This window comes from Streptomyces canus (assembly GCF_030815415.1).
Classification (GTDB): domain Bacteria; phylum Actinomycetota; class Actinomycetes; order Streptomycetales; family Streptomycetaceae; genus Streptomyces; species Streptomyces canus_F.
On the sequence record NZ_JAUSWW010000001.1, the window covers coordinates 5184767 to 5197360 of the forward strand.

General features: G+C 67.5%; 8 protein-coding genes. 3 read left to right on the plus strand and 5 right to left on the minus strand.

Annotated features, from left to right (window positions below):
* Positions 1-23: 23 nt before the first annotated feature.
* On the minus strand, positions 24-2387 hold the full coding sequence (locus tag QF037_RS24015) for a DUF6049 family protein (RefSeq protein WP_307028505.1): 2364 nt from the start codon (positions 2385-2387) through the stop codon (positions 24-26).
* Positions 2388-2633: 246 nt separating this feature from the next.
* Between QF037_RS24015 and QF037_RS24020 the strand changes: the two genes are divergently transcribed.
* Positions 2634-4076, plus strand: coding sequence for a CCA tRNA nucleotidyltransferase (locus tag QF037_RS24020; RefSeq protein ID WP_307028507.1), 1443 nt, complete (start codon positions 2634-2636; stop codon positions 4074-4076).
* A gap of 104 nt (positions 4077-4180) precedes the next feature.
* On the opposite strand, the gene QF037_RS24025 is transcribed toward QF037_RS24020, so the two are convergent.
* From QF037_RS24025 to QF037_RS24040, 4 genes are all read right to left on the minus strand, one after another.
* Complete coding sequence (locus QF037_RS24025; RefSeq protein ID WP_307028509.1) at positions 4181-4660, minus strand: proline-rich domain-containing protein; 480 nt, start codon at positions 4658-4660, stop codon at positions 4181-4183.
* 123 nt (positions 4661-4783) lie between these two features.
* Complete coding sequence (locus QF037_RS24030; RefSeq protein ID WP_307028511.1) at positions 4784-6046, minus strand: MFS transporter; 1263 nt, start codon at positions 6044-6046, stop codon at positions 4784-4786.
* 100 nt (positions 6047-6146) lie between these two features.
* The gene (locus QF037_RS24035; RefSeq protein ID WP_307028513.1) at positions 6147-7229 is read right to left on the minus strand and encodes an inositol-3-phosphate synthase; all 1083 of its coding nucleotides are present in this window, start codon (positions 7227-7229) and stop codon (positions 6147-6149) included.
* 44 nt (positions 7230-7273) lie between these two features.
* Positions 7274-7966, minus strand: a complete 693-nt coding sequence (locus QF037_RS24040) for a PadR family transcriptional regulator (protein WP_307028515.1) — start codon at positions 7964-7966, stop codon at positions 7274-7276.
* A gap of 362 nt (positions 7967-8328) precedes the next feature.
* On the opposite strand from QF037_RS24040, the gene QF037_RS24045 reads away from it, so the two are divergent.
* Positions 8329-10956 (plus strand): transglycosylase domain-containing protein, encoded by a 2628-nt coding sequence (locus QF037_RS24045; protein ID WP_373463808.1) that lies wholly within the window; start codon positions 8329-8331, stop codon positions 10954-10956.
* Between the two features lie 108 nt (positions 10957-11064).
* Positions 11065-12567: a glycosyltransferase family 87 protein gene (locus QF037_RS24050; protein WP_307028517.1), complete on the plus strand. Its 1503-nt coding sequence runs from the start codon at positions 11065-11067 to the stop codon at positions 12565-12567.
* The last annotated feature ends 27 nt before the right edge of the window (positions 12568-12594 follow it).

The window sequence follows — 12594 nt, forward strand, 5'->3', positions numbered from 1 at the left end:
GCCCACCGGCGGCCACGACATCCTCAACGGTCCACTCTCTCACCCGTGCCGGACGGGTCGGCGCTTTCCGCTGCGGTGTCCGGCGCAGGGTCACTCGGCTGCTCCGGGTCGTCTGCCCCGCGCAGGGTGCCGGACTCGTTCTCGGGACGGTCCTCGGAGTCCGCGGGGTTCTCCGTGGCGTCCACGGCCTCGCTGGTCTCGCCGGGGTCGTCCTCTGCGGCCTCCCGGGCGGCGGCGCGCTTGCGCTGGGTGTACATCCGGAACCCGGCGAGGACCAGCAGCAGGAAACCGCCGCCGATGACCAGCATCACCGTGGCCGTGAACTCGGTGACCTTCACGTCGAACTGGACGGGGTCACCGTAGGCCTGGCCGTCCTCCGTGAAGAGCTGGGCGGTCACCGTGGTTTTGCCGTTGGCCTGGGCGGAGGTGGTGAACTTCACCGACTGGCTGTGCCCGCCGGAGACCGCGACCTGCTTCTCCTGGTACTCGCCGTCGCCGATCTTGAGGCGGGTGGGGCTCGTCGTGCTGAGCCGCAACACCAGGTGCTCGACGCCCTGCACCAGGTTGTTCTGCACGGTCACGGGGATCGTGGCGCTGCGCCCGGAGAGCTTGGTCTCGGACTTGTCGATCAGCTTGACCTGGGAGACCAGGGAGTTGAGGTACAGCTCCACGGCGTTGCGGTAGCGGTTCGCCTCGGCGGCGCGACCGCGCCACGCCGTGGACATCTCGCGGTTCATGGCCCGGCCGAAGGGGGTCACCACCCGGGACGAGTCGGTGAGGATCACCTTGAACCTGGCGAGCTTGTCCTGCGTGGTCGCGATCTGCTCGAACGCCGCCTTCGGCAGCTCCCGCTTGCGCAGCGAGGACGGATAGGCGGACGCCGACGGGACCCTGGTGGTGGCACTCGTGTCCGGCTTGGCGGCGGCCGCCGACGTGAGGCCCTGGGCCTGCGACCAGTTCCCGTCCTGGAGGGCCGACACCGCCTCGGCCATCGCCCGTGCCTGGCTCGCCGTCGCCATGCGCTGCGGAGCGACGACGATGCTGCGCTGCTTGCCGGTCTGGGCGTTGAGCGCCAGGCTCGACGCGAGGAACTTCTGTACGGCGAGCGTCGTGGCGGAGGCCTTCGTCAGATCGCCCTGGAAGGCCGTGGACAGCCGCGCGTCCGCGACCACCGCTGTCGTGCCGCCGCCGATCGGACGGGCCGCCGAGGGCGTGTACGTCAGGCCCCCGGTCTCTTCCAGGCTGTCGCTGCGCGTGATCACCTTGTCGGCGCCGGCGGAGGTGGCGACCTTCACGATCGAGGGGTCGATGGCACCCTCGACCGGCCAGGCGAAGTCGGTGGTCGGCGTCACGTGGAGGATCGGTTCCACCGTGTTGGCGACCGCGTCGGTGGCCTCCTTGAGGTGGTTCAGCGAACCGGTGACGGTCGTGCCGTTGTGCGCGAGGGAGGCCAGGTCGGGGTCGGCGAAGGGGAGGGCGACAACCTCCCTGTCCGTCACCGCCTCCTGCAGCTCGGCAAGCCATGCCATGGCGACCCGCTGGTGCGTGCCCGCCACGGTGGTGCTGCCCGACTCGACGCGATAGGCGCGTGTCATCGCGTCGACGGAGGCCAGCAGGTCCGGGTCGATCACCCAGGTGACGTCCAGTTCCTTACCCAGCGACAGCAGCTGCTCCAGGCGGCCGCCCGGGGAGATCTCCTTGGCGAGGTCGTCGTTGAGGAAGACCGGCGTCTGCTGTTCGTTGGATCCCGTCTCCGCCGTCATGTGGACGGTGGAGACGAGCGGCCACAGGACGGTCGTCTTCGTCTTCGTGTCGGCGTCCTCGGGCTGCCAGGGCAGGAACGTCCGCTGGATGCCGAGCACCTGCTGCCACTGCTGCGCGGACGTCTCACCGGTCAGGGAGACGCCGAGCTGGTAGACGCCGGCCGAGCCGAGATCCAGCTCGTCGACCGGCACGGAGATGCTGAAGTCCTGGGCGACGCCCGGGGTGAGCTTGGTGAACTTCTTGATGTACTTGCCGCCGACGATCCTCCCGTCGAGCCCCGGCTGGAAGTCGGTGCGCTTGTCGACGGTGTCGATCTGCGAGCGGGTGCCGATCGTGGGGCCCACGCGGAGGTCCACCTGGGCGTCGGTGACCGCCTGTTTGCCGTTGTTGGTCACGGTGCCGGACACGGTGAGCGTGTCGCCGTCCGTGGGGGCGCTGGGGGTGAGCGTGTCGAGGGCGACGGCCACCGTGCTCGAGCCGGACGCGGCCGCCGCGGGTGCGGCCGCGGGCAACTGGAGGAGGCCGGCCAGCAGAGGCGCCCCGGCGAGCAGGGCTCCGGTGCGCCGCAGCCAGCGGCGGGCAGGTGAGGGACTCATCCCCTGGAAGTCTGCCGCCTCGGCCACGCGCTCGCCCGTCCCTCGTCGTCGTCAGTGGTCGTCGGAATGTGCGTCCACGCATGGTAACGATGCTCGCTGAGGGGAAGTGCCGCGGACTGCTCCACAAGATCGGAGGAAGAGTCCGGGGCGTCCCGTATGTGCGCGTATAGAGAGGAGCGATTCCGCCCGCCTGAGGGGTGAGCCTCACATACCTGGCTGTGCAGATTTAATGGAGGCGCTCGGCGTCGCCCGGGCCACGTACCCTCTTCTGTTGTGCCGAACGCCAACGAAGACACCCCCAGTGCCCTGAGCCAGGTGCAGCTCCGCGCGGTAAGTGAACTGCTGCGGGTCGCCCCTGTCGCCGATGACCTTGCCCGCCGTTTCCAGGAGGCCGGGTTCTCTCTCGCCCTGGTCGGCGGCTCGGTCCGGGACGCGCTGCTCGGCCGGCTCGGCAACGACCTGGACTTCACGACCGATGCCCGCCCCGAGGACGTACTGAAGATCGTGCGCCCATGGGCGGACTCCGTATGGGAGGTCGGGATCGCCTTCGGCACGGTCGGGGTGCAGAAGGACGGCTACCAGATCGAGGTCACCACGTACCGGTCGGAGGCGTACGACCGGACCTCGCGCAAGCCCGAGGTGTCGTACGGCGACTCCATCGAGGAGGACCTGGTCCGGCGTGACTTCACCGTGAACGCGATGGCGGTCGCGCTGCCGGAGAAGGAGTTCATCGATCCGCACGGCGGGCTCGACGACCTCGCCGCGCGTGTGCTGCGTACGCCCGGCACTCCCGAGGCGTCCTTCTCCGACGACCCGCTGCGGATGATGCGGGCCGCGCGCTTCGCCGCCCAGCTCGACTTCGAGGTGGCTGCCGATGTCGTCACCGCGATGAAGGAGATGTCGGCGCGCGTCGAGATCGTCTCGGCAGAGCGAGTACGGGACGAGCTGAACAAGCTGATCCTCTCCGCGCACCCCCGCAAGGGGCTGACCCTGCTGGTCGACACCGGGCTCGCTGACCACGTCCTGCCCGAGTTGCCGGCGCTGCGTCTGGAGAGCGACGAACACCACCGGCACAAGGATGTCTACGAGCACACGCTGATCGTTCTCGAGCAGGCGATCGCGCTCGAGGAGAACGGACCCGACCTGGTCCTGCGGCTGGCCGCCCTGCTGCACGACATCGGCAAGCCGCGTACGCGCCGCTTCGAGGAGGACGGCCGGGTCTCGTTCCACCACCACGAGGTGGTCGGCGCGAAGATGACCAAGAAGCGGATGACGGTTCTCAAGTACTCCAACGAGCTGGTGAAGGACGTCTCGCGGCTGGTCGAACTCCACCTGCGTTTCCATGGTTACGGCATGGGTGAGTGGACGGACTCCGCGGTCCGCCGCTACGTCCGTGACGCCGGTCCCCTCCTCGACCGCCTCCACAAGCTGACCCGGTCCGACTGCACCACGCGCAACAAGCGCAAGGCGGCCGCGCTGTCCCGTGCGTACGACGGCCTGGAGGAGCGCATCACCCAGCTCCAGGAGCAGGAGGAGCTCGACTCGATCCGCCCGGACCTGGACGGCAACCAGATCATGGAGATCCTCGGCGTGGGGCCCGGCCCGGCCGTGGGCCGCGCCTACAAGCACATGTTGGAACTGCGCCTGGAGAACGGGCCGATGGGTGAAGACGCTGCGGCCAAGGCGCTCAAGGAGTGGTGGGCCGAGCAGAGCTGAGACAGTGAGACGGGGTCATGTTTCACGTGAAACATGACCCCGGGATACGCCGAGGGGCGCTGTTTCACGTGAAACAGCGCCCCTCGGCGTTGCTGCGGGAGTTACTAGACTTCCTTCAGGCAGAGGACCACGTCGTGGCCGTCACCCGTCTGGTAGTAGGAGATCTCGGCCTCCTTGACGGCCTCGCACTTGTCGCTGTCGCTGGTGTCCTCGAACTTCTCGACGACCTTGAACTCGGCGTCGCTGGAGCCGCAGTCGACCGTCTTGAGGTCCGGGCTGACCTGAGTGCCTTCGTTGTGCATGCAGCTGCCCACCGACGTGGTCTCCGCGTCGGTCTGGCCGAAGAACCACTTGCCGCCGGCTATGAGGATCGCGACGACGATGAAGCCGGCGATGCGCAGCAGCTTCTTGTTGAAGCGCCGGGCCGGAGGGGTCGGCGGAACCGGCGCGTACGGGGCGCCGCCCTGCGGGGGAACGCCCGGCTGGCCCTGGGCGAAGGGGTTGCCGCCCTGGGGCGGGTACGGGGCCGGGAGCTGCTGGCCCTGGGCGTACGGGTTCTGGCCCTGGGGCGGCGGAGTAGTCACTTGGGGTTCCCCCTAGAACATGGGCGTGTGGCACGCATAAGGAGCGAGTAAGACGCACGTAAGTTACCGGGCCCCACTGACACTCCTGCAACCCAGGGGGACTCTGTGTCATTGATGTGACACTTACTGGAGTTCAAAGCGGGCCATAGCCACTGCAACTGCCCCGTAGATAACGGCCACCGTGACCACCAGCACCACAGAACGCCCGTCGGGCGGCAGCATCAGGGCCGCCACCGCGGCCGCGCCCACGAACGCGATGTTGAACAGCACGTCGTAGACGGAGAAGATCCGGCCCCGGAACCCGTCGTCGACCGAGGACTGCACGATGGTGTCCGTCGCGATCTTCGCGCCCTGCGTGGTCAGACCCAGGACGAACGCCGCGACGAGCATGGGCGCGACGGCGAAAGGGAGGCCGAGAGCCGGTTCCAGGATCGCGGCGGACGCTGCGCACACGGCGATCCAGCGCCCGGGACCGAGCCGCCCCGCCACCCAGGGCGTCAACACGGCCGCCACGAAGAAGCCCGCACCGGAGATGCCCAACGCCAACCCCAGCAGGGCGAGTCCGTCATCGGTGGTCGAGGAGAACTCGTACCGGCAGAGCATCAGCAGCATCACCAGCAGGGCGCCGTAACAGAACCGCATGAGCGTCATCGCGGCGAGCGCCCGGGCGGCGCGTCGGCGTGGTGGGGAGGCGAGGTGGCGTACGCCGGCCATCAGGTCGTTCGCGGTGCCGGAGAGGGCGGCTGAGAGGCCGGGCCGCACCAACTCCTGATCGGGGCCCAGAAGCTCCTGCGACATGCGCAGCGAGGCAAGCGCCGCGCACAGGTAGAGGGTGGCGCCCAGCAGCACGACCGCGGCGTCGGAGTCCGCGAACACCAGGCGTACGACGAAGGCCAGGCCGCCCCCGGCCGTCGCGGCGAGTGTGCCGGCGGTCGGGGAGAGGGAGTTGGCGAGGACGAGGCGCTCGGAGTCGACCACACGCGGCAGGGCGGCGGACAGGCCCGACAGGACGAAGCGGTTGACGGCGGTGACGCACAGCGCGGAGACGTAGAAGAGCCAGTCCGGCACATGGCTGACCATCAGGACGGCGGTCGCCGTGGCCATCAGGGCGCGCACCAGGTTGCCGTAGAGGAAGACCTGGCGGCGGCGCCAGCGGTCCAGCAGGACGCCGGCGAAGGGGCCCACGAGGGAGTAGGGGAGCAACAGGACGGCCATGGCGGAGGCGATGGCGGTGGCCGAGGTCTGTTTCTCCGGGGAGAAGACGACATAGGCGGCGAGTGCGACCTGGTAGACGCCGTCGGCGCCCTGGGAGAGCAGACGTACGGCGAGCAGGCGTCTGAAGCCTTGGAAACGCAGCAGGACGCGCAGGTCACGTACGACGGCCATGGCGCACAGCCTCACATAAGGACAGGGCCCCCGGGCGGTACAACCCGGGGACCCTCGACACAGCCCTGGCAGGAGCGATTTTCAATGAGCCTCGGCGCCTTTAGCGCTCGACTTCACCCTTGATGAACTTCTCGACGTTGGCGTAGGCCTCGTCGTCGAAGTACTGGACCGGCGGGGACTTCATGAAGTACGAGGACGCCGACAGGATCGGGCCACCGATGCCGCGGTCCTTGGCGATCTTCGCGGCGCGCAGGGCGTCGATGATGACACCCGCGGAGTTCGGGGAGTCCCAGACCTCGAGCTTGTACTCCAGGTTCAGCGGGACGTCGCCGAAGGCACGGCCCTCGAGGCGGACGTAGGCCCACTTGCGGTCGTCGAGCCAGGCCACGTAGTCCGAGGGACCGATGTGGACGTTCTTGGCGCCCATGTCGCGGTCGGGGATCTGCGAGGTGACGGCCTGCGTCTTCGAGATCTTCTTGGACTCGAGGCGGTCGCGCTCCAGCATGTTCTTGAAGTCCATGTTGCCGCCGACGTTGAGCTGCATGGTGCGCTCGAGACGGACACCGCGGTCCTCGAACAGCTTCGCCATCACACGGTGCGTGATGGTGGCGCCGACCTGCGACTTGATGTCGTCGCCGACGATCGGGACGCCCGCCTCGGTGAACTTGTCCGCCCACTCCTTGGTGCCGGCGATGAAGACCGGAAGGGCGTTGACGAAGGCGACCTTGGCGTCGATGGCGCACTGGGCGTAGAACTTCGCCGCGTCCTCGGAACCGACGGGCAGGTAGCAGACGAGAACGTCGACCTGCTTGTCCTTGAGGATCTGGACGACGTCGACCGGGGCCTCGGCGGACTCCTCGATGGTCTCGCGGTAGTACTTGCCGAGACCGTCGAGGGTGTGGCCGCGCTGAACCGTGACGCCCTTGTTCGGGACGTCGCAGATCTTGATGGTGTTGTTCTCGCTGGCACCGATGGCGTCCGAGAGGTCGAGGCCGACCTTCTTCGCGTCGACGTCGAAGGCGGCGACGAACTCGACGTCACCGACGTGGTAGTCGCCGAACTGGACGTGCATGAGGCCGGGGACCTTGGTCGCCGGGTCGGCGTCCTTGTAGTACTCGACTCCCTGGACCAGCGACGCGGCGCAGTTGCCCACGCCAACGATGGCTACGCGGACCGAACCCATTCCGGTTGCTCCCTGTGTGTATGAGTGAGGCCCTGACTGGGCGCTCACGTGGTGGTGTCGTCGGGCGTATCGGGCCGGGGGGTGTCCCCGGACCGTGGCAGGTTGCCCGGCGCTCCAGATGTGTTGTTCTGCTGAGAGGGCTGAGCGGACCCCCCGGAGGCGGACCCCTTGAGGTCCCGTCCGGCCCGCTCGCTCTCGATGAGCTCGTTCAGCCAGCGCACTTCGCGCTCCACGGACTCCATTCCGTGGCGCTGGAGCTCAAGCGTGTAGTCGTCGAGGCGCTCCCGGGTGCGCGCGAAGGAGACGCGCATCTTGTCCAGCCGGTCCTCCAACCGGCTGCGGCGGCCTTCCAGCACGCGTACGCGTACGTCGCGCGACGTCTGGCCGAAGAAGGCGAAACGCGCGGCGAAGTGCTCGTCCTCGTACGAGTCGGGGCCGGTCTGCGAGAGCAGGTCCTCGAAGTGCTCCTTACCTTCCGCCGTCAACCGATAGACGATCTTGGCGCGACGTCCCGCGAGTGATGCGGCGAGAGCGTCTTCAGGAGCGTGTCCCGGCTCTTCGATCAACCAGCCATTGGCGACCAGCGTCTTGAGACACGGGTAGAGCGTGCCGTAGCTGAACGCACGGAACACGCCCAGTGACGTATTGAGTCGTTTGCGCAGCTCATAGCCGTGCATCGGGGACTCGCGGAGCAGGCCGAGTACGGCGAACTCAAGGATCCCTGAGCGTCGGCTCATCCTCTCGCCTCCTCGTCTCTGACTCGCTTATGCCGCTCTGATGTATCGACTCGATACATCACGACGATAGAACGGCCATCCGCACGGGACAAGTGGGGGGATGGTGAACGGGATCACATCACTTATTCATCCGAGGCAAGTTGCCTGATTTGGGGTGAACTTCGGGGCTAGGCGGGTTTTGACGGTGCGTAGTCTGTGCGGCATGCACACCACCGGGAACCGAGTGACGCGTGGGGGCGTCGTCGTCCTCGGTGCAGTACGGGTGAATGCGAAAGCGACCACATCCGTACTTCGGGGGGACCGGAAACCAGCCGCCGTTTCCAGGCGCGCAAAGGTGCGCCTGCCCGAGGAGTAGTCGTTCGATGAGCGAGCACCGTCGCAAACCGCCGCAGCCGCAGGGAGGCGGACGTGCCGCGGCCCGACGCGGCCAGTCCGGCTCGTCCTCCGGCCGCCGTGCGACACCGCGTGGCGCCACCGAGTCGCCTTCCGACTCGTACGGGTCGGGTTCATACGGGTCGGGGGGCGAGGAGCGGCCGTTCGGCGGCCGCGCCGATGCCCGGCGCGCGGCCCAGAGAGGCGGGGGCAGCCGACGCAGAGCGGCCGAACCCGCCGGCCGTGGCGCCCGACGCGGTGGCCCCGGCGGCCCGAGCGGTCCTGGACGGGGCCGAGCCGCCGCCTCGAGCAAGAACCGGTTCATCGACTATCCGCGCGCCGGCAAGTACGGCTGGCAGCGCTGGATGCCGTCCTGGAAGCTCGTCTCCGGACTGTGCCTGGCGTTCTTCGGCGGTCTGGTGGCGATCGCGGGTATCGGGTACGCCATGGTCGGCATCCCCAGCGAGAACGCCGCGGCCAAGTCGGAGAACAACGTCTACTACTGGGAGGACGGCTCCCAGATGGTCGCGACGGGAGCCGGTGCGAACCGGCAGAACGTCACGATCGACAAGATTCCCAAGGCCATGCAGTGGGCCGTGATCTCGGCCGAGAACAAGAGCTTCTACTCCGACTCGGGCGTCGACCCCATGGGTATCGCCCGAGCACTGGCCAACATGGCGCGGGGCGGTGACACGCAGGGTGGTTCGACGATCACCCAGCAGTACGTGAAGAACACCTACCTGAGCCAGGAGCAGACGGTCTCCCGGAAGTTCAAGGAGATGTTCATCTCCATAAAGGTGGGCACGAAGCTCACCAAGGACGAGATCCTCCAGGGCTACCTGAACACCTCGTACTACGGCCGTGACGCGTACGGCATCCAGGCCGCTGCGCAGACCTACTACGGCGTGGACGCGGCAGACCTGTCGCCGAGCCAGTGCGCCTTCCTGGCCGCGCTGCTCAAGGGCCCGACGTACTACGACCCCGTGGACAACACCAGTTACGACCCTGCGGCGACCAAGGCCAAGAACACCGAGCGCTCCAAGTACCGCTGGGGCTGGATCCTCGAGCAGATGCACAACGACAAGCATCTGACGGACGCCGAGTACCAGACGGCCACCAAGAAGTACCCGATGCCCCAGGGGCTCAAGGCGACCAAGAACATGACCGGCCAGATCAGCTACCTGGTCGACACGGCCAAGAAGTACGTGTTGGCCCACTCGGACATCTCGAGGACCGAGTTCGACAAGGGCGGGTATCAGATCTACACGACCTTCGAGAAGGACAAGGTCAACGCCCTCGCCAAGGCCGTGAAGAAGATCGAGGACGCGAAGATCGACCCGGAGAAGCGTGAGCTGGACAAGCACGTTCAGTTCGGCGGGGCGTCGGTCAGGCCCAAGGACGGTGCGATCGTCGCGCTGTACGGCGGTGCGGGGTACGAGAACGACCACTTCAACAACAACGCGGACACCTCGGGTGTGCCGGTCGGTTCGACGTGGAAGCCGTTCGTGATGGCGGCGGCCATGGAGCACGGCACCTACAAGGATCCGGACGTCGGTGTCTCGCCGCTGAGCAAGTACAACGGCAACGACCATCTGAGGGTCACGAACAACGACGGCAGCTACGTCCTGAAGAAGGACAACTCGGTCTTCTACCAGGAGAACGAGAGCGACTATCCCTGGGGCTACATCAGCTTGCGCAAGGCGATGGAGCAATCCATCAACACGCCGTTCGTGCAGCTCGGCATGGACGTGGGGATGGACAAGGTACGGAGCGTGGCCTCGAAGTCCGGCATCCTCGATGGGAGCTTCGCCGACTACAAGGGCAATCCCTCCTTTGCCCTTGGTACTTCGACCCCGAGTGCCATCCGTATGGCGGACGCGTACGCCACCTTCGCCGCATCCGGCAAGCAGGCCGATCCGTACTCGGTGACTGAGGTCAAGAAGGACGGGCAGCCTCTGCCGGGCTTCGACAAGCCGAAGATCAAGCTGGCTATGCCCGAGAACGTGGCGAACAACGTCACGGACCTCCTCGAAAACGTCATCGAGAACGGTACGGGTCAGAACGCGAAGGCGCTGGGTCGTACGGCAGCCGGCAAGACCGGTACCACCGACAGCAACAAGTCGGCCTGGTTCGTCGGCTACACCCAGCAGCTGTCGACATCGATCGCGATGTTCCGAGAGGACCCCAAGAGCAGCAAGCTGCTCTCCATGAACGGCACGGCGGGTGAGGACTCCATCCACGGTGGTGACATCCCCACGTCGATCTGGACCGAGTACATGAAGGTCGCCCTCAAGAACGCCAACGACCCCGGCTTCCCGAACGCCGAGAAGATCGGCGAGGTCCAGGACGAGCAGGGCGCGCCCTCCCCGACCCCGACCGTCACCGCGACCCCGACCCCGACGCCGACCCCGACGCCGACTCCGACGCCGAGCCCGTCCCTCACCGCTCCCTCGCCCTCGGCGACGGAGAGCTGCTTCGGCTTCCAGTGCGAGGACACCGGAGGTACGAATACCGGCGGCACGGACGGCGGCACGAGCTCCACGCCGACGGCCACGGAGTCAACCGGGAACACCAGAGGCAACGGCAATGGAGGCATCTTCGGAGGATCGAGCGGTTAGCCGCCATATCGCCCGCCGAGGGTGTTTCACGTGAAACATGGGCCGCCGCACCCACCAGGTGCGGCGGTCCTCGGCGTATTCCTAGAGACGTACGGCAGGATGTGCCCCATGCCCAGCGCAGAATCGACGCAAGCGAGCGTGCACGAGCCGGACCCGGTGCGGCCGACCAAGGACGACGAGATCGCCGCGAGTGGCAGTGAGCTGATCGGCGGCCCGATCGGGCGGCGTGCGCTGCTAGGGACGTCCTGGTGGACTCCCGTGCGCATCATCGCGCTCGTGGCGATCGGGATGTTCGCCCTCGGCCTGGTCCAGAAGGCGCCCTGTTACAACGGCGGCTGGTTCTTCGGCGCCAGCTCGCAGTACACGCACGCGTGCTACTCGGACATCCCGCACCTCTACGCGGGGCGCGGCTTCGCCGACGGGCTCGTGCCGTACTTCGACAAGCTCAACGGCGACATGGAGTACCTCGAATACCCGGTGCTGACCGGTGTGTTCATGGAGGTCGCCTCCTGGCTCACGCCCGGCAGCGGCAGCATCCAGGACCAGGAGCAGTGGTACTGGATGGTCAACGCCGGGATGCTGATGGCGTGCGCCGCCGTCATCGCCGTGTGCGTGACCCGTACGCACGTCCGGCGGCCCTGGGACGGGCTGCTGGTCGCCCTGGCGCCCGCCTTCGCGCTGACCGCCACCATCAACTGGGACCTGCTGGCGGTCGCCCTGACGGCCGCGGCGATGCTGATGTGGTCGCGGGGCCGCTCTCTCGCCTTCGGCGTTCTGCTGGGTCTCGCCACGGCCGCCAAGCTCTACCCCGTCTTCCTCCTGGGTCCGTTGTTCGTGCTGTGCTGGCGCGCGGGCAAGTGGCGGGACTTCGGAAAGGCACTGGGAGGTGCCGCCGTCTCCTGGCTGGTCGTGAACCTTCCGGTGATGCTCCTCGCCTGGGACGGCTGGTCGAAGTTCTACGAGTTCAGCCAGGAACGGGGCGTCGACTTCGGGTCCTTCTGGCTGATCCTGGCCCAGAACTCGACCGACCCGCTGAGCACCGAAACGGTCAACACGCTCGCCACGCTGCTGGTGCTGCTGTCCTGCGTCGGCATCGCCGCGCTCACCCTGACCGCCCCACGCCGGCCGCGCTTCGCCCAGCTGGCCTTCCTGATCGTCGCGGCGTTCATCCTCACCAACAAGGTCTACTCGCCGCAGTACGTCCTGTGGCTGATCCCCCTCGCCGTACTGGCGCGGCCCAAGTGGCGGGACTTCCTGATCTGGCAGGCCTGCGAGGTGGCGTACTTCCTGGGGATCTGGATGTACCTCGCGTACACGACCAGCGCGGACGCCCACAAGGGCCTGCCCCAGGACGGCTATCACTGGGCCATCGGGCTGCACCTGCTCGGGACGCTGTACCTGTGTGCCGTGGTGGTGCGTGACATCTGGATGCCGGAGCGGGACGTGGTGCGCCGGGCCGGCGACGACGACCCCTCGGGAGGTGTGCTCGACGGTGCGGAGGACGTGTTCGTCCTGGGCCCCGCGGCTCATCCCCCGCGCCACGCCGCCCACTTCGGGGGGCCACAGGTGGAGTGGGGTGATCCGGCCTCTTCCCCAGACCGTTCGCTCTGAGCGAACAAGGCGTGGTCGACTCACGCG